Consider the following 19705-nt stretch of genomic DNA (forward strand, 5'->3'; position numbering starts at 1 on the left):
GCCCGGCTCAGTGCAGCGCGCGGCAGAAGCGTTCGATGCGATCGCAGGCGATGCGCAGCGACTCCTCGTCGAGCGCGTAGGCGATGCGGAAGTACGGCGAGAGCCCGAAAGCCGCGCCGTGGACCACGCCGACATCCGTCTCCTCCAGCAACGCGAGCGCGACATCCTCGTCGCTGGCCAGCAGGGTGCCGGCCGCCGTCGTCCGGCCGATCAGCTCCTCGCACGCGACGAAGGCATAGAAGGCGCCCGAGGGCGCATCGCAGCGCAAGCCTGGGGTGGCGTTCAGCGCCGCGACCAGCAGGTCGCGCCGCCGCTCGAAGCTCGCGCGCGATCGCGCGATGAAATCCTGCGGCCCGTCGAGCGCGGCGATCGCCGCATGCTGCGAGATCGAACTGGCGCCCGAGGTCTGCTGGCCCTGCAGCTTCTCCATCGCTTCGAGCAGCCAGCGCGGGCCGGTGCCGAAGCCGATGCGCCAGCCGGTCATGGCATAGGCCTTCGAGACGCCGTTCATCGTCAGCGTGCGCGCGGCGAGGCGGGGTTCGGCCTGGGCCAGCGTGTGGAAGGCCAGCCCGTCGAAGACCAGGTGCTCGTAGATGTCGTCGGCCAGCACCAGCACCTGGGGATGGCGCAGCAGCACCTCGGCGAGCGCGCGCAGTTCCACGAGCGTGTACACGGCGCCCGTCGGATTGCTCGGCGAGTTGAGGATCAGCCACCGGGTGCGCGGCGTGATCGCGGCTTCCAGCGCCTCGGGCGTGAGCTTGAACCCGGACTCGCCACCGCAATGCGCCACGACCGGCCGGGCGCCGCACAGCTGCACGATCTCGGGGTAGCTGACCCAGTACGGCGCCGGCACGATCACCTCGTCGCCGAGGTTCAAGGTCGCCGCGAGCGCGTTGAAGATCACCTGCTTGCCGCCCGAGCAGACGATCGTGTCCTGCCAGCCGACGTCCAGGCCGTTCTCGCGCCGGAACTTGGCCGCGACGGCCTCGCGCAGCGCGCGCAGGCCCGCGACCTGCGTGTAGCGCGTGTGGCCCCCCCGGATGGCCGCCACCGCCGCGTCGCCGATGTGCGCGGGCGTGTCGAAGTCGGGCTCGCCGGCCGACAGCGAGACGATGCGCGCGCCGCTCGCGCGGCGCGCCGCCACCCGGTCCATCATCCTGTAGGTCGCGGAGGGCTGCGCCGCCGCGAGGTGGACGTTCAATCTCGCCGCCGCGGTGTCGCCGCTCATGGTGCCTTGCGCTGCAGCGTGTGATAGCCCATCGCCGCGCGCGCTTCGCCCAGGGTCTTGCCCTCGGCGATCCAGGCGCGGATCTGCGACTCGGCCGCTTCGATCCCGCGCGCGAGTTCCGCGACCTCGCGGGCCCGCGCGCGCGGCACGACCAGCACGCCGTTCGCGTCCGCCACCACGATGTCGCGCGCGGCCACGCGGGCCTGGCCGATGGACACAGGGACGTTCACGCCCTCGACCTGCACGCGGTCCTTGCCGGTGCGCATGAAGCGCCCGCGCGTGAACAGCGGGTAGCCGTCGTCCAATGCCTTCGACACGTCGCGGCAGACGCCGTCGATCACGGTGGCGGCGATCCGCCGCTGGCCGGCGTACTGGGTCATGATGTCGCCCCACACCGTGCAGTCGGTGCGGCCGCCGTTGTCGATCACGAGCACGTCGCCCTCGGCCACCTCGTCGATGAAATCGCCGACCGAGCCCGCGGGCGTGCTGGCCGGGACGTACTTCACCGTGAAGGCGGGCCCCACGGTCACGCCGGCGTAGTCGGCCAGCGGCACGAGGCCGAAGCAGTGGCCCGGCAGGCCGAGCTTGTCCATGGCGTCCGAAACGCCGGGGGTGTCGAGGCCTTCGAACAGGGCCACGAGGTCCTTGTCTTCTTGTTGCATGCGAATGGCTTTCACTGGGAGTGTGGTGATGGATGTCAGAGGCCGTGGGCCGACAGGGTTCGCTCGAGCCAGCCCTGTTCGACGCGCCCGGTGGCGATCTCCGCCTTGATCGCGTCCTCGGTCCGGGCGGTCTGCGCGACGGCCGCGAGCAGGCGCTCCCCGTCCGCGGGATCGAAGCAGACCACGCCGTCCTCGTCGCCGACCACCACGTCGCCCGGATGCACCACCTGCCCGCCGACGCAGACGTCGCGGTTCATGGAGCCGGGGCCGAACTTGTAGGGCCCGCGATGCGTGTGGCTGCGTGCGTGGCACGGGAAGTCGGCCTCGAAGAAGGCGCGCACGTCGCGGATCGCGCCGTCGATCACGAAGCCCGCGCAGCCGCGCTGGATCGCGTACAGCATGATGAGTTCGCCCACCAGGGCGTTGTTCGGGTCGCCGCCGCCATCGATCACGAGCACATGGCCCGGCTCGATCTCCTTGAGCGCGCGGTAGACGAGCAGGTTGTCGCCGGGCCGCGCCTTGATCGTGTACGCGGTGCCGACGAGCTTGCGCGAGCGGTTGAAGCGCCGCAGGCCGAGCATGCCTGACATGCGTTGCAGGTTGTCGCTGATGTGCGGCGTCACCACGTCCCGCAGCGCGGCGGTCAGCGCCTCGGGCGCGAGCTTCGGGACGGGCCCGATGTCGAAATTGGAAAAGGTCAAGATGATCTCGCTGGGTGTCGTGGTCTATCGCGTGGCCGCGTAGCTTTCCATCGGCAGGTCGTTCGGGTCCTGCCAGAGCTTCTGCAGCGCGGCGGGCGACACCATGTTCAGCCGCACGTTGCGCGGCGGAATGGGTTCGGCGTACCACTTGTTCCACAGCGCCTTCATCTCGCCCGAACGCATCATGTCTCGCAGGGTCTGGTCGGCCAGCGCCTTGAGCGGCGCGTCGTCCTTGCTCAGCATGATCGCCAGCGGCTCGGTGTTGAGCACCTCGCCCACCACGGCGAAGTCGGCCGGGTTCCGCGCGTTCGCGATCGACGCATTGAGCAGGCCGGCGTCGATTACCCAGGCGTCGGCCCTGCCCGATTCGAGGATCAGGAAGCTCTCGGCGTGGTCCTTGCCGAGGATCTCGTTGAACTTCAGGCCGGTGGCGCGGCTGTTGCGCCGCAGGTGCTGGACCGAGGTCGTGCCCGTGGTCGCGACCACGGTCCTGCCCTCGAGGTCCCTGATCGAGCGGATGCCCGAGTTGGCCCGCACCGCCATGCGCACCTCCTCGATGTAGGTGGTGAGCGTGAACGCGACGTCCTGCTGGCGGGCCTGGTTGTTGGTGGTGGAACCGCACTCGAGGTCTACCGCGCCGTTCCTGACCAGCGGCACGCGGTTCTGCGAGGTGACGACCTGGTAGCGGACCTCGAGCTTCTGCAGGTTCAACTGCCTCTTGATCGCGGCGACGATCCGCTGGCAGATGTCGACCTGGAAGCCCACGGCCTGGTCGCTGCCCAGCACATAGGACATCGGCAGCGAGCTGTCGCGCACGCCGAGCGTGACGACGCCGGTGGCGCGGATGCGATCGAGGGTCTGGGCCGGTGCTTCGGCCGCGATGCCCAGCGCGAGCGCGACGGCCAGGAGGCTTGCGAGTTTCTTCATGGAGTACCTCGGGGATGGATCGATGCGGATCGGCCTATCGCGCTTCGGCGGGCCGGCGTTCTTCCATCACCGCCGCGAAGTGCCTGTCGTGCATGGCCTCGGCCACCGACTGGCCGGCGCGGATGCGCGACACCATGCCGGCCTGCTTCGCTGCCGTTCGCTCGGCGATGTCGAGGACCTCGTCGATGCGCGCGGCCGGCACGAAGACCGTGCCGCAGCGGTCGGCGATCACGAAGTCGTCCTGCGCGACCTCGACACCGGCGACCGTCACGGGCGCGCCCGAGCCCGTCTGCACCAGGCGGTTGCGCGCACTGACCATGGTGACGCCGCGGCCGTACACCGGATAGCCGATCTCCTCGCTGCCGTCGATGTCGCGGCTGAAGCCGTCGATCACCGTGCCGCGGATGTGCTTCATCGTGGCGGCATTGGCGACGATGTCGCCCCAGCACGAGACGCCCTCGATGCCGCCGGCGATCACCAGCACCCGGTCGTCGCCCTGGCTCTCGGCGATCACGCTGGTGATGGGATGCACCGTGAGGCCGCCGTCGGCCTGCTTGGGCGCCAACTGGATGGTGGAGGCGCGGCCGACGATCCTCGGGCAGTGCCACAGCGGGCGCAGGCCCACGGTGGCGCCGGGCAGTTCGAGGAAGTCGAGCGCGTCGGACACGGTGTTGGTGTCGAGGTCGGCGAGGCGGGAGAGTCGTTGGGCGTCGGTGCTCATGGTCTTTCAGGGGCTGGTGATGCGGAGGTTCGACCGCTGGGCGATCGATCGGTAGAGCCTGCTTTCCGTCGCGATGAGCGCGGCGAACTCCGCGCTGCTCGATCCGATCGCCTGCAGGCCCTTGTCGTCCATGGCGGCCACGAACTTCGGGTTCGCGGCGATCTCGCGCGCGGCGGCTTCGAGCGCCGCGGCGATCGGGCCGGGCAGGCCCTTCGGCGCCCAGAGCCCGTACCAGGTGTAGAACTCCAGGCCCTGCAGGCCGGCCTCCTCGGTGGTGGGAATCTCGGGCGCGGAGCGCAGCCGGGTCTTTCCGGTCACGGCCAGCGCGCGCACCCGGCCGCCGCGGGCGACGACGTCCGCGGCACCGCCCGCGGGATAGGGCACGACCATCCGGATCGGCTTGTCGGGATAGCCGGCCTGCGCGGCCCCGGCGAGGACGGGCAGCACGAGCGGCAGCGCCAGCGCGCCGCGAACCAGCCGCCGCCACAGGCGGCGCGCAACGGCATCGAGGGAGGCGATCGAGTCTTTCATGGCGTTCATCGAGGCAAGGAAGCACCGATGTTCCGGGGCCGTGCCCGATACGTCCATTCGCAAGACAGGAAGAACTTGATACGCTTGGCCTATCGATGATCAACTTTCGCCTGCTCCGCCATCTCTACCTTTTCTCGGTGGTCGCCGAGGAGCTGCACTTCCGGCGCGCCGCGGCGCGGCTGGGCATGTCGCAGCCGCCGCTCACCGAACAGATCCAGGTGCTGGAGGCCGCGCTCAAGGTGCGGCTCTTCGAGCGCTCGAGCAAGGGCGTGCAGCTCACGGCCGAGGGCGCGGCCATCCTGCCGGCCGTGAAGAAGCTGGTGTTCCAGATGGACCGCGTGGAGGTTTCGGTGCAGGAGGCACTGCGCGGCCGCGGGCGCATGCTCACCATCGGCGCCATCACCACGGCCATGGCCAGTCCCCTGCCCGCCGTGATCGAGCAGCTGAAGGCCGAGGTGCCGGACGCGAGCATCTCGGTGATCGAGATCGACAGCGCCGAGGCACTGGTCGCGCTCGACGAGGGCGCGATCGACGTCGCCTTCGCGCGCATCGAGGGCGATGCGGGGCTGCAGGTCCAGGCGCGGCCGCTGCGCACCGAACGGCTCGGCGTCGCCCTGCCGTCGTGGCACCGGCTGGCCGCGCGCAAGACCATCGCGATGCGCGAACTCGCGGACGAAGAGTTCATCATGTTCCCGCGCGCGGTGAGCCCGAGCTTCTTCGACGGCATCGTCGCGGCCTGCCGCTCGCACGGCTTCACGCCGCGCATCCTGCACGAGTCGCGCTCGGTCACCTCGCAGATCGCCATGGTCGGCTGCAGCCAGGGCATCGCGCTGGTACCGCTGGGATTGCACGACCTCGGAGGCGAGCGGGTCGCGATCAAGCCCTTGAAGGAACCCGTGGACATCGTGACCATCGCGGTCGCATGGAGCGCGAGGACGCGGGATCCGATGGTCGAGCGCGTCGTGGCCATCGCCGCCTCGATGGGCGCCGCCTACCGAAAGCCCGTGGCCGGGCGATGACAGATCCATGACGCAACCGGGTGGCGTCAGCCTTCGCGCAGCTTGCGGGATGCTGACCGGCCCGATCAGGTTCCGTTCACGCAAGGCTTCTAGCATCCGCGCATGCTGCTCGCACGCATCCGCCGATTCGCCGAAGCGCACCATCGCGCATGGTGCTTCGCGGGCATCCTGCTGGTGTTCCTGCAGCCCTTCATCGCCGTCCACTTCTGTTGCGACGGCATCGAGGACGAGCCCATGCTGCGGGTGCGCGCGCTCGGAGAAACGAGCCAGTTCGAGGCCGACGACCGCGAGAACCATGCCTCCGATCGCGAGACCACGATCTTTGCGCAGGTGCCCGCGGGCATCGATCACCCCCATGCGCTGAATGCGGGCCTGAACACGCTGCTGGCGCTGGTGCTCGCGCTGCTGCCCCTGGCGCTGATCCCCATCCGGCCGATCCGGCCGGCCAGCCGTCTCGGCCCCGAGCAGGTGCCGCCCCGCGGTGGCGCGCCACCGCCCGCATTGCCGTGGAAGCGCCGCCCTCCCGCCGCCGCACCACCCCTCGCGCACTGAGAGAAGCGACGCCTCGCGCGTTGCCCCCCGCGCCGCGCATGCCTTGCCGCGGCAGCCCTTCTCTTCCTCGATCGGAGGTCTCCCGTGTTCGTCTTTTCCGGGTGCGCAAGCCGCGCCCTGTGCAGCCCTGCGCCGCTCGCGCGCATCGGCTTGCCCTCTTCAATCGTCTTCGCTGCCGCGTCGAGGCCTGCGCGATGAGCGATCTGAACATCACCCTGTTCCAATGGCTCGCGGCCGGCACGCCGCCGGCGCGCCCGGCGCTGCTCCTCGCCACCGCCTTCGCGCTCGGCGGCGCCTGGCTCAGCGCCGGAATCGTCGGCCTCGCGATCTGGAAAAAGGCCGCCGACCGGGCCTACCTGTGGATCGTGCTCGCGGCCGCGGGGCCCTGCGCGATGCTCTCTCATGCCATCGCGTTGCGTCTGGACCAGCCGCGTCCCTTCGTGCTGGGCATGGCGCAGGCCTACATCGAGCACGCGGGCCGCGGCTCGCTGCCCAGCACGCATGCGAGCGTGATGTTCATGGTGGCCGCGGCCTGCCTGCTGCGCCCGAGCCTGCGCCGTGTCGGGCTCGCGCTGCTGGCATCGGCCATCGTCACGGGCTGGGCGCGCATCTACGTGGGCGTGCATTTCCCGCTCGACATCGCCGCCGGCCTCGCGCTTGGCACGGCGCTCGCATGCGCGCTGGCCGTCGCGCTGCGGCTCGCGCGCCGCCTGCTGCCCGCCGACGATACGGCGCCCGCGACCTGGAGGCTGCCGTGAACGCGCGCACACCCTTGCACCGCGCGCCCGAAGCGGTACCGGCGCCCACGGCACCCGAGGCACGAACGCGCAGCCTCTCCTGCGTGATCCCCTGCTTCAACGAAGGCCCGAACCTGCGCCGGCTGCTGCCGCTGCTGGAAGACATCCTCTGGTCCACGCATCTGAGCTGGGAGATCGTGATCGTGGACGACGGCAGCACCGACGACACGGCCGCGGTGGCCGAGGCCTGGTGCGAGCTGCGCGGCTTCCGCTGCATCTCGCTGTCGCGCAATTTCGGCAAGGAGGCCGCGCTCACCGCGGGGCTGGCCGCGGCCGTGGGCGACGCGGTGGTGCTGCTCGACGGCGACCTGCAGCATCCGCCCGAGCTGCTGCACGCGATGCTCGCGCAGTGGCGCGCGGGCGCGGAAGTGGTCTATGCGGTGCGCGAGCGGCGCGACGATGAGAGCCGTTTCAAGCGGCTCGGCAGCCGGCTCTTCTATCGGCTGCTCAATGCCTCGGACCGCTTCGCGGTGCCCGAGGACGCGGGCGATTTCCGGCTGATGGACCGCAAGGTGGTCGACGCGCTGATGCGCCTGCCCGAGCGCGGCCGCTTCATGAAGGGGCTCTACGCCTGGGTCGGCTTCCGCGCGGTGGCGCTGCCCTACACGCCGGCGCCGCGCGCCGAGGGGCACTCGAGCTTCAACGCGCGCCGCCTCGTGCTGCTGGCGCTCGACGGGCTCACCGCCTTCACGACCTGGCCGTTGCGCATGGTGAGCGTGGCGGGCCTCGCGATCGCGCTGCCGGCCTTCGCCTATGGCCTCTACCTGTGCGTCGAACGGCTGCTGTTCGGCAACGCGGTGTCGGGCTGGACCACGATCGTCGTGAGCCTGATGTTCTTCATCGGCATCCAGCTGATCTCCACCGGCATCCTCGGCGAGTACGTCGCGCGGATCTACGAGGAGTCGAAGGGGCGGCCGCTGTACGTGGTCCGCCGCGAGGGTGGCAGCGGCCTCGCCACGGAGGGTCCGTGAGCGGCGAGGCTCGGGGGCGCGCGCAGGTTCTGCGGGTCGGTATCGTGCTGGTCGCGTGGTTGCTGGCGACCTCGGGGGCCCGGTCGCTGATGGCGCCCGACGAAGGCCGCTACGTGGGGGTGGCGCTGGCCATGCTGCATTCGGGCGACTGGCTGGTGCCGCGGCTCGACGGCCTGCCGTTCTTCCACAAGCCGCCGCTTTTCTACTGGATCGGCGCCGCGGCGATGGGCGTGGCGGGGCCGGTCGAATGGGCCGCGCGGCTGCCCTCGGTGCTGGGCGCGAGCGCCGCCGGCATCGCGCTGTTCGCCTTCCTGCGGCGCTGGACCGACGACCGGCTGGCGCTGTGGTCGACGGTGGTGCTCGCCACCATGCCCTACTTCTTCCTCGGCGCGCAGTTCGCGAATCTCGACATGCTGGTGGCCGGCTGCATCTCGGCGACGGTGCTGCTCGCGGCCTGGGCGGTGCTGGCGCACGACGAGGGGAAGCCATGGCGCGCGGCGCTGGCGCTCGCGCATGCCGGCGCCGCCGCCGGCCTGCTCGCCAAGGGCCTGATCGGCCTGCTGCTGCCGTTCCTGGTGCTGGCCGCCTGGTGCGCCTGGACCCGGCGCATGGCGACGCTGTGGCGGCTGTGCCGCTGGCTGCCCGGCTGGGCGCTGCTGCTCGCGCTCGCGGCGCCCTGGTTCGTGGCGATGCAGCGCGCGTATCCGGAGTTCTTCGACTATTTCGTGATCACGCAGCACTTCCGGCGCTTCGCCTCGAGCGGCTTCAACAACGAGCAGCCGTTCTGGTTCTACCTGCCGGTGCTGGCGGGCCTGACGCTGCCGTGGTCGCCCGGCCTGCTGCTGCCGCGCCGCGGGAACGCGGCGCCGGAGCTCGGCGCCGCCGCGCGCGACGTCGACCGGCTGATGTGGACCTGGCTGATCGTCATCGTGGTCTTCTTCTCGCTGCCGCGCTCGAAGCTCGTCGGCTACGTGCTGCCGGTGCTCGCGCCGCTGGCCTGCGTTGTGGCGCGGCGCATCCTGGCCAGCGGCCCGATGCGCGAAGGGCGGGGCCTGAAGGCCGCCGCCGCGGCGGCGATGGCGCTGTGCCTGGCGGGCGTGGGCACGCTGGTCGCGATGCCGCAGCCGGGCGCGCGGCTGCGCCTGCCCGCGGACGCGAGCATCGGGCCCGACGACCAGGTGCTGATGCTCGACAGCTACATCTACGAGATCCCGTTCTACTGGCATCTGCGCGCGCCGGTGATGGTGCTCGGCGAATGGAAGAACCGGCCGGAGCCCGAGCGCGACGACTGGCGCAAGGAACTCACGGATGCCGCGCGCTTCGACGAGGCCCGGGCCTCGCGGCTGCTGGTCGATGCATCGCGGCTGCCCGCGATCCTGTGCGCGCCTCGCGTCACCTGGCTGGTCGGCCCCAACAACTCGCAGCTCCAGCATCCGTGGCTCGCGGGCACGAAGCTGGTGGCGGTCAACGACCGGCTGGCCGTCTGGCGCCACGACGGCGCGGCGCGCCGCGGATCGCATTGCGCGGGCCTGTCCGACGGCCTGCCGGAGCGGCAACCATGAACGCATCGCCGCGCGACACGGCCCCCGAGGGCACCCGGCCGGTCTGCATCTGCGCCGACGACTTCGGCATGGGGCATGCCATCAACGAAGCGGTGCTCGCGCTGGTCGAGCACGAGCGCCTCAGTGCCGTCGGCTGCATGGTGCGCCGCGCCGCCTGGTCGTCGGGCGCGCGCCTGCTGCGCCGGCTCGACCGGCAACGCACCGACATCGGCCTGCACCTGGACCTGACGCCGCCGGCCGCGCCCGGCGGCCGCGAGCCGGGCCTGCTCGGCCTGCTGGTCGCGCCTCGGCTGCGCCCGGCGGCACGGCAGGCGATCCAGGCGGAGATCCGCACCCAGCTCGCGCGCTTCGAGGACGCGATGGGCCGCGCGCCCGCCTTCGTCGACGGCCATCGGCACGTGCACCAGTTCGCGGGAGTGCGCGAGCTGCTGGTCGCCGAGCTCGCGCGCCGCTATCCCGATGCGCCGCCGTGGCTGCGCAGCACCGAGCCCGGCTGGCGCCGCGGCAGCGACGGCTTCAAGGCCGGTGTCATCCACCGCCTGGGCGGCGCGGCGCTCGCGGCGCTGGCACGCGAGCACGGCATCCCCATCAGCCGGCGCCTGCTCGGGGTCTACGGTTTCTCGGGCGACGGCCAGGCCTATCGCGCGCGCCTGCTGGCCTGGCTCGCGGTGGCCGGGCGCGGTGACGTGCTGATGTGCCATCCCTCGCTGGGCCGCGTGCCCGGCGATCCGCACGGCGCGGCGCGCATGCGCGAATACGCGGTGCTGCGCGCGCTGGCGCTGCCCGCGGCCGGCGAGCCGGGCGCGATCCGGATCGCGCCGCTGTCGGCGGTGCTCCAGGGCGGCTGAACGTCGCCGGCGTTGTCCGGTCGCGACGGTCGCGGCCGGCATGCACACGAAGTTCGTACAATGAGAACCATTCTCAACGAGCCGTGCGGCCTGCCGTCCTCCGATGTCCACCTCCGATGCCTCCGTGCGACTGGTCGCCGCGCTCTACGGCGAACACCATTCGTGGCTGCTGCAGATGCTGCGGCGCAAGCTCGGCAACCTCGAGAACGCGGCCGACCTGGCGCAGGACACCTTCGCGCGCATCCTGTCGGCCGACGAGACCGGCCCGCTGCGCGAACCGCGCGCCTACCTCACGACCGTGGCCGGCCGCATCGCGGCGCAGTACTTCCGTCGCCTCGCGCTCGAGCGCGCCTACCTCGAGGCGATCGCCCACCTGCCCGAGGCCACGAGCCCCTCGCCCGAGGAGCGCCTGCTGGTGCTCGAGGCGCTGGCCGCGGTCAGCCGCGTGCTCGACGGGCTGAAGCCGCGCACGCGCGAGGTCTTCCTGCTGTCGCAGCTCGACGGCCTGCCCTATGCGGAGATCGCGCAGCGGCTCGGCCTGTCGATCCACGTCGTGCAGAAGGACATGGTGAAGGCCTACGCGCATTGCTACGACGCCGTCTATGGCGGCTGAGACCGGCACGGCGCCGCGGCGCGCGGTCTTCCAGCCCGCGGGCGATGCGGCGCTCGATCGCGCCATCGTCGCGCAGGCGGTCGAATGGCTGGTGCGGTTGCAATCGGGCGCCGCCTCCGCCGCCGAGCGCGCGGCCTGCGAGCATTGGCGCGGCGCGCATCCCGACCACGAGCAAGCCTGGCAGCGCGTGCGCGGCCTCGGTGCCGACCTGCGCGACGGCGTGCACGGCCTCGCGCCCGAGACGGCCCGCGGCGCATTGCGCGGCGCCGACGCGGTGCGGCGGCGCTGGGCGCTCAAGGCCTTCGTGCTGGCCGCGAGCGGCGGCGTGGGCGCCTGGGTGCTGCGCGACGACATGGCCTACTGGCGCGCCGACTATCGAACCGCCACCGGCGAACGGCGCGACGTGCTGCTGCCGGACGGCACGCGCGTGGCGCTGAACACGCGCAGCGCGATCGACGTGGATTTCGGCGCGGCCGAGCGCGGCATCCGCCTGCTCGGCGGCGAGATCATGGTCAGCTCGGGCCACGACCCGGCCGCGCGGCCGCTGGTCGTGCATGCGGGGCCCGGGCGCGTGGTGCCGATCGGCACGCGCTTCCTGGTGCGCGCGCCCGATGCCTCCGCCCCGGGGCAGGTCGTCGTGCTCGAAGGCCAGGTCGAGCTCGGCGTGGCCGGCCGCGAAGGCTCGCTGCGCCTGCCCGCCGGCCAAGCCGCGCGCTACGCGGCGGATGGCATCTCGGCACCCGAGCCCGGCAGCGAGAACGCCGCGTCCTGGACCCAGGGCGTGCTGGTGGTCGAGCGCATGCGGCTCGACGACTTCCTCGTGGAGCTGGGGCGCTATCGGCCCGGCGTGCTGCGCTGCGACCCGGCCGTGGGCGCCATCCTCGTGAGCGGCGCGTTCCCGGTCGCGCGGACCGATGCGGTGCTCGACATGCTGGAAGAAACGCTGCCGGTACGTCGCCGTTCGCTCGGCCCTTACTGGACGACGATCGCGGCGCGATAGCAGGGGCAACGGGCCGCGAAAAAAAGATCGAAGAAAAACGGCAGGTTTCCAGACCTCGTGCATCAAGCAGGAAGAGACACCCCGCGGCGAAGGCCGCGGGGCCCCATCTTCCAACGATCACGGAGAGTTCTTCCCATGGCATTCGATGCTCGGTCCGCCGCCCGGACCGGCCCCTTCCCGCTCGCGCCCTTCGCCCGCTCCGGCTGCCTGAGCGCGGCCCTGGCGCTGCTCGGTGCCTCGGCCGCCCCGACGCTGGCCCAGCCCGCGCCGGCCACCGAGGCTGCGCGCAGCTATGCCATCGGCGCCGGCTCGCTCGACAGCGTGCTGGGCCGCTTCGGCCGCGAGTCGGGCACCATGATCGCGATCGACCCGACCCTGACGCAGGGCCTCGCGAGTCCCGGCCTGCAGGGCCGCTACGCGGTGCACGAGGCCCTGGCCAGGCTGCTGGCCGGCAGCGGGCTCGAGGCGGTGCCGGGGGCCGGCGGCGGCTGGCGACTGCGCCGCATCGGCGCGCCGGCCACGGGCGCGAGCGCGCTGCCCGACGCGGCCGCCGAGGCCGCTGCACGCACCGGCACGCTGGCGCCGGTGGTGGTCAGCGCCCAGCGCGAACGGCTCTACGACGTGCAGGACGTGAACGCCGGCGCGCTCGGCGTGCGTTCGCTGCAGGACCTGCCCTTCGCGGTCGGCTCCTACACCGTCGACACCATCGAGAACCAGCGCGCGCGCACCGCGCTCGACGTGCTGCGCAACGATCCCTCGGTCACGCCCACCTCGGGCTTCTCCTCGTTCGACGGCGTCGCGGTGCGCGGCTTCTCGGCCAACTCCTTCAACAACGTGCGCCGCGACGGCCTGCTGGCGAACATCTACAGCGACGTGCCGCTGGAGAACAAGGAGCGCGTCGACGTGCTCAAGGGGCTGTCGGGCTTCCTGTACGGCGTGGGCGAGCCCAGCGGCATCGTCAACTACGTGCTCAAGCGCCCGACGCGCGAGCGCTTCGCCAGCGTGAGCGCCGAGGTGCGCAGCTATGGCGGGCGTTATGCCAGCGTCGACGCCGGCGGTCCGCTGAACGAGGCCGGCACCGTGGGCTACCGCTTCAATGCCGCGAGCGAGCGGGTCGGCGACTTCACCCATTTCGGCGACCTGCGGCGCGACTTCCTCAGCGGCGCGATGGACATCAAGCTCAACCGCGACGCGCTGCTGCAGCTCGACTTCGACTGGCAGCGCAAGTCGCTGGCCGCCAGCGGCATGATCGGCCCGCGCAGCGACGGCCTGCTGGTGCCCGCGCGCAGCTTCGATCCGCGCACGCTGGTCGGCCAGCCCTGGGGCCAGTACAAGACCGACGCGTGGAACCTCGGCGCGCGGCTGAACTACGCGCTCAGCGAGAACTGGGACCTGACGGCGCAGCTCGCGCTGAGCCGCACCAAGCGCAACGCGATCTTCTTCAATGCCTCGAAGGTGGCGCCGAACGGCGACGTGCTCGCCGGCAACACGCGCTACGAGGGCGAGGCCTATCCCACCACCGCGGGCCAGGTGTTCGCGACCGGACGTTTCGACACCGGCTCGATCGGGCACGAGGCGGTCATCGGCTACTCGTACTCGAGCCTGCAGTCGCCCGATGGCGACTACCTGCGCTTCCCGCAGTACATCGGCAACATCTACCGGCCGCTGCCCTACGTCGCGCCCTTCATCCCCGAGGACACGCACCTGCCCGCGAGCAAGGCGCGCCAGAGCAGCCTGTTCGCGAGCGACACGATCTCCTTCGGGCCGAACTGGCAGCTGCTGATCGGCGCGCGCCACATCGACTACGGCAGCGACATCGGCAGCAAGTACGACGGCACGCCGAAGTACACGACCAGCGTGACCGTGCCCACGGTGAGCGCGATGTACAAGCCCTCGGAGCGCACCACCTTCTATGCGACCTACGGCGAGGGCTTCGAGCAGGGAGCTTATGCACCGAGCTATGCCGACAACGCGCTGCAGAAGCTCGGGCCGATCAAGAGCCGGCAGTACGAGATCGGCGTGAAGAGCCGCGTGCGCGACGGCTTGATGGTGACGGCCGCGGCCTTCGACATGGACAAGCCGCTGCAGGCGGTCTCGCCGGCCGACAACGTCTTCCGCCAGCAGGGCCGCCAGCGGCATCGCGGCGTGGAGTTCACGGCCAATGGCGAGATCACGCCGCAACTCAGTGGCATCGCCGGCGTGTCCTGGCTCGACGCGCAACAGCGCGAGACCGGCGACCCCGCGCTCGAGGGTCGCCGCCCGAGCAACGTGGCGCGCTTCCAGGCCAACCTGTTCCTCGACTACCGGTTGATGGCGGTGCCGGGGCTGTCGCTCAACACCGGCATCTACCACGTCGGCAACCGGCCGCTGGACCGCGCCAACGCGCTGATCGTGCCGAGCTTCACGCGCTGGGACCTGGGCGCGGCCTATGTCACGCGGCTGATGGGCGCGCCATCGATCCTGCGGCTGTCGATCGAGAACGTGACGAACCGGCGCTACTGGAGCTCGGTCAACTACGGCGGCGTGACGCAGGGCAATCCGCGCACCGTCCGGCTGTCGATGACGGCCAACTTCTGATGAAGGCGCGCATGAAGATCGATGCGAGGAATGGCCCGCGGCACATGGTCCTGGCGCTCGCGGCCCTGTGCTGCGGCGCGTCGTCGGCCCATGGCGTGTGGGTCGCGCAGCGCGCGGGCGAGCTGGCCGTGGTGCTCGGCGAAGGCGCGCTCGACGAGGCCTACGAGCCGCGGCAGCTGCGCGAGACGAAGGCCTTCACCGCCAGCGGCGCGGCAGCGCAGGCGCAGGTGTCGGCGCGTGCGCGCAACGCGGTGGTCGAGCCGGCCAAGGACGCGGCCGTGCTGTGGGTGGCGCTCGAGGACGGCTTCTGGTCGCAGGGCCGCGACGGCAAGTGGGTCGGCGGCTCGCGCCGGCAGGTGCCCGATGCGCGCAAGGCCGGGCACTACATGAAGTACGGCACGACCCTGCTCGCGCCGGTCCGCCTGCCCTTCGCGCCGATTGGCGCCGAACTGGAGATCGTGCCGCTGGCCGATCCCTTCGCATTGCGGCGCGGCCAGCGCCTCGCGGTTCGCGTGCTGTCGAAGGGCCGGCCGGTGGCGGGTGTGGAGGTGATCGGCGATTTCACGGGCCACACCGCGGGTCCGCGCGTGAGGACGGACTGCGAGGGCCGCGCGACGGTCACGCTGGGCAGCAGCGGCCTCAACGTGATCGCCGCCTCGCTGGTGCGCCCGCGCGGCGACACCAGCGAGGCCGACGAGGACGGGCTGGAAGCCACCCTCGCCTTCGTGCTGCCGCGCGCCGGCCACTGAGCGGGGGGCGCGTAGCCACAAGGCATTACAATGCGAAGGATTCCTATTTAGAAACAGAGGGCGGCAGCAGGTCTGCACGAGAAAGCGCATGGTGATCGGCGAATCAGCCCTGCAGCGGGAGGTCCACGCGCTCTACAGCGACCACCACGGGTGGCTCTGCGGGTGGCTGCGCAGCCGGCTCGGCAACAGCGGCGATGCGGCGGACATCGCGCACGACACCTTCATGCGCGTGTGGACCGGCTACCGCGCCGATGCCATTCCGCCGTTGCGCGAGCCGCGCGCCTACCTCACGACCGTGGCGCGGCGCCTGATGGTCAATCACTTCGAGCGCCAGTCGCTCGAGCGCGCCTACCTGGCCTCGCTGGCCCTGCTGCCCGAGGCGCTGGTGCCCTCGGTCGAGGAGCGCGCGATCCTGCTCGAAACGCTGCACGAACTCGACGCCCTGCTCGACGAACTCCCGCCCGCGGTGCGCACCGCCTTCCTGATGTCGCAGCTCGAAGGCCTGTCCTATGACGAGATCGCCGCGCGGCTGAAGCTCAGCGTGCGCACCGTCACGCGCTACATGGCGCAGGGGTTCCGGCAATGCCTGCGGCTGATGCTGGCGCAGGGCGCGTGAGACCCGCGGGCGCCCCGGTCGATCCCCGGCTGCTCGACGAAGCCGCGCAGTGGCTCGCGCGCCTGCATGCCGGGCGCCCGAGCGCGGCCGACCTGCAGGGCTGCGAGGCATGGCGCAACCAGAGCCCCGAGCACCAGCGCGTCTGGCAGAGCGCCGAGCAGTTGAGCCGCCGCTTCGGCGCGGTGCCCGCGGCCGTGGGCATGCCGGTGCTCGACCGGCGCCGGGACGCGGCCGGCCGGCGCGCGCTGCTGCGCACGGTGGCGCTGCTGCTCGGCGTGCCCTCGGCTGCATGGATCGGCTATCGCACCCTGCCCTGGCAGGCGATCGGCGCGGACGTCAGCACCGCCACCGGCGAGCGCAGGCACCTGACGCTGCCCGACGGCAGCGGGCTCGACCTCGACACCGCATCGGCCGTGAGCCTGGACTTCGACGACACGCAGCGGCTGCTGCGCCACCGGGCCGGGGAGATCCTGATCGAGACCGCGCCCGACCCGCGTCCCTTCCTCGTCCAGACCGCGCATGCCAGCCTGCGCGCGCTCGGCACGCGCTTCGTGGTGCGCAGCGACGACGCGCGCGGCCGGCTCGGCGTGCTGGAAGGCGCGGTCGAGATCCGGCCCGCGCGCAATCCCGGTGCCCCCGTCATCGTGCCCGCGGGGCGCCAGGCTTTCTTCAGCGCGACGAGCGTGTCGGCGCCACGCGCACTGCCAGCCGGCGCCGATGCCTGGGCCCGCGGCGTGCTCTATGCCGAGGAGATGCGACTCGCGGACTTCGCGGCCGAGCTCGCGCGCTACCGCAGCGGCGCCCTGCATTGCGATCCGGCGGCGGCCGAGATCCGCGTCTCGGGTGCCTTCCAGCTCGACGACACCGACCGGATCCTGGAACTGCTGGCCCGGACCCTGCCGGTGCGCATCGAATCCAGAACGCGTTATTGGGTGACCATCGCCGCGCGTTGACCGACCACCACCCCTTTGGCCCGCCACCCCGGCGGGTTCTTTTTTTGCGCCGCCCTGTCCGGTTTTCGCGGCTCGCCTGTCATGCAGGACGAGACCCGCTTTCAACGATCGACGACAGGAACCCCTTCATGACCGAACGGCCCCGCCCTTCCGCTTCCCGAACCCTCCGCGCGGCGCCGCCGCGCCCGCTCGTGCGCAGCGTGCGCGGCGCGCTGTGCCTGCTCGGCCTGTGCGGCACGCTGGCCGCGCCGCTGGCCCGGGCCGCCGATCCCGCCGTGGCCCAGGCCGCCGCGCGCTACGACATTCCCGCCGGCCCGCTGGGCCCGGCGCTGCTGAATTTCGCGGGTCAGGCCGGCGTCAACCTCAGCATGGACCTGGCGCGCACGCGCGGCCTCTCGACGCCGGGCCTGCGCGGCGCGTTCGCGGTGCAGGAAGGCTTCGAACGCCTGCTGGCCGGCAGCGGCCTGCGCACGCGCGCGCTGGGCGGCGGCAACTTCACGCTGGAGGCGGCCGATGCGGCGGCACCGGCCAGCCGTCCCGCGCCAGCACCCGCGGGCGCCGCCGCGCCGGCCGCCGATCCCGCGAGCCCGGGCGATGCGCTGGCGCCGATCACCGTGACCGACCGCACCCAGAGCAACCTGATGGCACCCACGCGCCAGGTCACGGTGATCGAGCGCCAGGAGCTCGAGGTCCTGCGCCAGGGCTCCGACAGCGTGGCCACCCTGCTGAGCAAGGTGGTGCCCGGCATGGCCGACTCCAGCCACACCATCACCGACTACGGCCAGACCCTGCGCGGACGCAACATGCTGGTGCTGGTCGACGGCATTCCGCTCAACACCAACCGCGACTCCTCGCGCAACCTCGCCAACGTCAATCCGGCCGACGTCGAGCAGATCGAGGTGCTGCGCGGCAGCAGCGCGATCTACGGCAGCGGCGCGGCCGGCGGCATCGTCTCCATCCGCACGCGCCAGCCCGACGGGCAGACCCGCGCCGAGACCACGGTGACCGGCGTGACGCCGCTGTCGCGCATCGGCTCGGCGGGCTTCGGCGGCGAGGTGCAGCACTACCTGTCGGGCGCGGGCGAGAAGCTCGACTACACGCTGAGCCTCGGCGCGCGCCGCGTCGGCGCCTCCTACGACGCCAAAGGCAACCGCATCGCGCCCGAGCCCAGCCAGGGCGACCTGTTCGACTCGAACATCTACAGCGCCTCGGCCAAGATCGGCTGGCGCATCGATGCGGACCAGCGGCTGCAGCTGTCCGCGAGCCACTACGACGCGAAACAGGACACCGACTACGGCTCCGATCCCTCGGTGGCGAAGCTGCCCGCCGGCAGCGCCGCGGCCCGGCCGCTGCGCGGGCTGCAACTGGCCGAGCAGAACCGCGTGAAGAACACGCTGGTCGGCATCGACTACCAGCACCGCGACATCGCCGGCAGCTCGCTGGCCGCGCAGTTCTACTACCGCGACTTCTTCACCCGCTTCGCGCCCTTCGATGCGCGCGGCGTGTCGGTGCGCGGCGCCAACGTGGACCAGGTCACGCAGAACTCCGAGGTCTACGGCGGCCGGCTGACCATCAAGACGCCGCTGGGCGCGGACAGGAAGACGCAACTGACCTGGGGCGCCGACTTCAACCAGGAACGCAGCGACATGCCGCTGGACATGTTCGAGCCGCGCCTGTACGACCTGAGCGGCGGCCTGAGTTTCCTCAAGACCGGCTCGCGCATCTTCATGCCGCCGATCGCCACGCGCAGCCTCGGCGGCTTCGCCCAGCTGCAGCACCGCTTCGACGACCGGTGGTCGGTCGAAGGCGGCGTGCGCTACGACCGCGCCCGCACGCGCTTCGACAGCTTCGTGCCGCTGTCGCAATCGCGCGTGGCCAACCCGCGCCCGGTCAACGGCGGCGCGGTCGACTACAAGGGCTGGACCTACAACGCGGGCCTGGTCTTCAACCCGACCAAGGCGCACGACCTCTACCTGTCGTACAGCCAGGGCTTCGAGCTGCCCGACATCGGCCTGCAGGTGCGCAATGCCACGCCGGCCTTCAACATCGCGGGCTCCGACCTGCAGCCGGTCAAGACCGACACCGTCGAGCTCGGATGGCGCGGCCGCTTCTCCAACGTGGTCGCGAACCTCGCGGCCTTCCAGTCGCAGTCGGACCTCGGCGCCGTGCAGAGCTTCAACAACGGGCTGAACCTGCTGCGCACCAAGGAGCGCATCCACGGCCTCGAAGGCGCGCTCGACTACTTCAGCGACGACGAGCGCTGGGCCCTGGGCGGCAGCTTCACCTGGATGAAGGGCCGCGAACTGCCGCAGGGCGCCGCGCGCTACCAGGACATGACCGGCTACCGCATCCCGCCGCTCAAGCTGACGGCCTACGTCGAGTACAAGCCCGATGGCCGGTGGAGCCACCGGCTGCAGGCGACCTCGTATGCGGGCAAGGACTACCGCCTCGACGGCGTGAGCAGCTTCGGACGCCGCGACACCAGCGGCTACACCACCGTCGACCTGATCAGTCGCTGGAAGATCGACGACAGGAACAACCTGGCGATCGGCGTGGAGAACCTCTTCAACCGCAAGTACTTCCCGCTCTACAGCCAGCTGCTTCGCAGCAACAACAACACGAGCCGCCTGCCGGCTCCCGGTGCCGTGCTGAAGCTGAGCTATACGCACCGCTGGTGA

Annotated in this window: 19 protein-coding genes; 13 read left to right on the forward strand and 6 right to left on the reverse strand. The window is 71.5% G+C overall.

Going from position 1 to position 19705, the window contains the following annotated elements:
* Positions 1-7 precede the first annotated feature (7 nt).
* From ACODT0_RS37310 to ACODT0_RS37335, 6 genes are read right to left on the reverse strand one after another with little or no spacing between them, the layout of a single operon-like run.
* The gene (locus tag ACODT0_RS37310; protein ID WP_489043628.1) at positions 8-1228 is read right to left on the reverse strand and encodes a pyridoxal phosphate-dependent aminotransferase; all 1221 of its coding nucleotides are present in this window, start codon (positions 1226-1228) and stop codon (positions 8-10) included.
* Entirely contained in the window at positions 1225-1890 is a 666-nt protein-coding gene (locus tag ACODT0_RS37315; protein WP_261213224.1) for an RraA family protein, read from the reverse strand. The genes ACODT0_RS37310 and ACODT0_RS37315 overlap by 4 nt, the downstream gene beginning before the upstream one ends.
* A gap of 35 nt (positions 1891-1925) precedes the next feature.
* Positions 1926-2591: an RraA family protein gene (locus tag ACODT0_RS37320; RefSeq protein WP_413765378.1), complete on the reverse strand. Its 666-nt coding sequence runs from the start codon at positions 2589-2591 to the stop codon at positions 1926-1928.
* 24 nt (positions 2592-2615) lie between these two features.
* Positions 2616-3518, reverse strand: coding sequence for an amino acid ABC transporter substrate-binding protein (locus ACODT0_RS37325; RefSeq protein ID WP_489043629.1), 903 nt, complete (start codon positions 3516-3518; stop codon positions 2616-2618).
* A gap of 34 nt (positions 3519-3552) precedes the next feature.
* Positions 3553-4239, reverse strand: coding sequence for an RraA family protein (locus tag ACODT0_RS37330; RefSeq protein WP_413765376.1), 687 nt, complete (start codon positions 4237-4239; stop codon positions 3553-3555).
* A gap of 6 nt (positions 4240-4245) precedes the next feature.
* Positions 4246-4770, reverse strand: a complete 525-nt coding sequence (locus ACODT0_RS37335) for a Bug family tripartite tricarboxylate transporter substrate binding protein (RefSeq protein ID WP_413765375.1) — start codon at positions 4768-4770, stop codon at positions 4246-4248.
* A gap of 95 nt (positions 4771-4865) precedes the next feature.
* On the opposite strand from ACODT0_RS37335, the gene ACODT0_RS37340 reads away from it, so the two are divergent.
* From ACODT0_RS37340 to ACODT0_RS37400, 13 genes are all read left to right on the forward strand, one after another.
* Entirely contained in the window at positions 4866-5789 is a 924-nt protein-coding gene (locus tag ACODT0_RS37340; RefSeq protein ID WP_057589843.1) for a LysR family transcriptional regulator, read from the forward strand.
* Positions 5790-5891: 102 nt separating this feature from the next.
* Positions 5892-6341 (forward strand): hypothetical protein, encoded by a 450-nt coding sequence (locus ACODT0_RS37345; RefSeq protein ID WP_479669192.1) that lies wholly within the window; start codon positions 5892-5894, stop codon positions 6339-6341.
* A gap of 194 nt (positions 6342-6535) precedes the next feature.
* Entirely contained in the window at positions 6536-7099 is a 564-nt protein-coding gene (locus ACODT0_RS37350; protein ID WP_413765373.1) for a phosphatase PAP2 family protein, read from the forward strand.
* Positions 7096-8109: a glycosyltransferase family 2 protein gene (locus ACODT0_RS37355; RefSeq protein WP_413765372.1), complete on the forward strand. Its 1014-nt coding sequence runs from the start codon at positions 7096-7098 to the stop codon at positions 8107-8109. The genes ACODT0_RS37350 and ACODT0_RS37355 overlap by 4 nt, the downstream gene beginning before the upstream one ends.
* Entirely contained in the window at positions 8106-9671 is a 1566-nt protein-coding gene (locus ACODT0_RS37360; RefSeq protein ID WP_413765371.1) for an ArnT family glycosyltransferase, read from the forward strand. The genes ACODT0_RS37355 and ACODT0_RS37360 overlap by 4 nt, the downstream gene beginning before the upstream one ends.
* Complete coding sequence (locus ACODT0_RS37365) at positions 9668-10519, forward strand: ChbG/HpnK family deacetylase (RefSeq protein ID WP_413765370.1); 852 nt, start codon at positions 9668-9670, stop codon at positions 10517-10519. The genes ACODT0_RS37360 and ACODT0_RS37365 overlap by 4 nt, the downstream gene beginning before the upstream one ends.
* Before the next feature lie 103 nt (positions 10520-10622).
* The gene (locus ACODT0_RS37370; protein ID WP_413765369.1) at positions 10623-11132 is read left to right on the forward strand and encodes a sigma-70 family RNA polymerase sigma factor; all 510 of its coding nucleotides are present in this window, start codon (positions 10623-10625) and stop codon (positions 11130-11132) included.
* On the forward strand, positions 11122-12132 hold the full coding sequence (locus tag ACODT0_RS37375) for a FecR domain-containing protein (protein ID WP_413765368.1): 1011 nt from the start codon (positions 11122-11124) through the stop codon (positions 12130-12132). Before ACODT0_RS37370 ends, ACODT0_RS37375 begins: the two co-directional genes overlap by 11 nt.
* 135 nt (positions 12133-12267) lie before the next feature.
* Positions 12268-14709, forward strand: coding sequence for a TonB-dependent siderophore receptor (locus ACODT0_RS37380; protein WP_413765367.1), 2442 nt, complete (start codon positions 12268-12270; stop codon positions 14707-14709).
* Positions 14710-14720: 11 nt separating this feature from the next.
* Positions 14721-15458, forward strand: a complete 738-nt coding sequence (locus tag ACODT0_RS37385) for a DUF4198 domain-containing protein (RefSeq protein WP_413765366.1) — start codon at positions 14721-14723, stop codon at positions 15456-15458.
* 88 nt (positions 15459-15546) lie between these two features.
* Positions 15547-16074 (forward strand): sigma-70 family RNA polymerase sigma factor, encoded by a 528-nt coding sequence (locus tag ACODT0_RS37390; RefSeq protein ID WP_057589852.1) that lies wholly within the window; start codon positions 15547-15549, stop codon positions 16072-16074.
* Positions 16071-17027 (forward strand): FecR domain-containing protein, encoded by a 957-nt coding sequence (locus ACODT0_RS37395; RefSeq protein ID WP_314733652.1) that lies wholly within the window; start codon positions 16071-16073, stop codon positions 17025-17027. The genes ACODT0_RS37390 and ACODT0_RS37395 overlap by 4 nt, the downstream gene beginning before the upstream one ends.
* 128 nt (positions 17028-17155) lie before the next feature.
* Entirely contained in the window at positions 17156-19705 is a 2550-nt protein-coding gene (locus tag ACODT0_RS37400) for a TonB-dependent receptor (RefSeq protein ID WP_413765365.1), read from the forward strand.

It is taken from the genome of Variovorax sp. FG153 (assembly GCF_057809595.1).

Bases quoted from the DNA above. Each gene is read 5' to 3' on its own strand.
- ACODT0_RS37310 (WP_489043628.1), bottom strand. From the start codon at position 1,228: ATGAGCGGCGACACCGCGGCGGCGAGATTGAACGTCCACCTCGCGGCG.
- ACODT0_RS37315 (WP_261213224.1), bottom strand. From the start codon at position 1,890: ATGCAACAAGAAGACAAGGACCTCGTGGCCCTGTTCGAAGGCCTCGAC.
- ACODT0_RS37325 (WP_489043629.1), bottom strand. From the start codon at position 3,518: ATGAAGAAACTCGCAAGCCTCCTGGCCGTCGCGCTCGCGCTGGGCATC.
- ACODT0_RS37330 (WP_413765376.1), bottom strand. From the start codon at position 4,239: ATGAGCACCGACGCCCAACGACTCTCCCGCCTCGCCGACCTCGACACC.
- ACODT0_RS37335 (WP_413765375.1), bottom strand. From the start codon at position 4,770: ATGAAAGACTCGATCGCCTCCCTCGATGCCGTTGCGCGCCGCCTGTGG.
- ACODT0_RS37340 (WP_057589843.1), top strand. From the start codon at position 4,866: ATGATCAACTTTCGCCTGCTCCGCCATCTCTACCTTTTCTCGGTGGTC.
- ACODT0_RS37345 (WP_479669192.1), top strand. From the start codon at position 5,892: ATGCTGCTCGCACGCATCCGCCGATTCGCCGAAGCGCACCATCGCGCA.
- ACODT0_RS37350 (WP_413765373.1), top strand. From the start codon at position 6,536: ATGAGCGATCTGAACATCACCCTGTTCCAATGGCTCGCGGCCGGCACG.
- ACODT0_RS37365 (WP_413765370.1), top strand. From the start codon at position 9,668: ATGAACGCATCGCCGCGCGACACGGCCCCCGAGGGCACCCGGCCGGTC.
- ACODT0_RS37370 (WP_413765369.1), top strand. From the start codon at position 10,623: ATGTCCACCTCCGATGCCTCCGTGCGACTGGTCGCCGCGCTCTACGGC.
- ACODT0_RS37375 (WP_413765368.1), top strand. From the start codon at position 11,122: ATGGCGGCTGAGACCGGCACGGCGCCGCGGCGCGCGGTCTTCCAGCCC.
- ACODT0_RS37380 (WP_413765367.1), top strand. From the start codon at position 12,268: ATGGCATTCGATGCTCGGTCCGCCGCCCGGACCGGCCCCTTCCCGCTC.
- ACODT0_RS37385 (WP_413765366.1), top strand. From the start codon at position 14,721: ATGAAGATCGATGCGAGGAATGGCCCGCGGCACATGGTCCTGGCGCTC.
- ACODT0_RS37390 (WP_057589852.1), top strand. From the start codon at position 15,547: ATGGTGATCGGCGAATCAGCCCTGCAGCGGGAGGTCCACGCGCTCTAC.
- ACODT0_RS37400 (WP_413765365.1), top strand. From the start codon at position 17,156: ATGACCGAACGGCCCCGCCCTTCCGCTTCCCGAACCCTCCGCGCGGCG.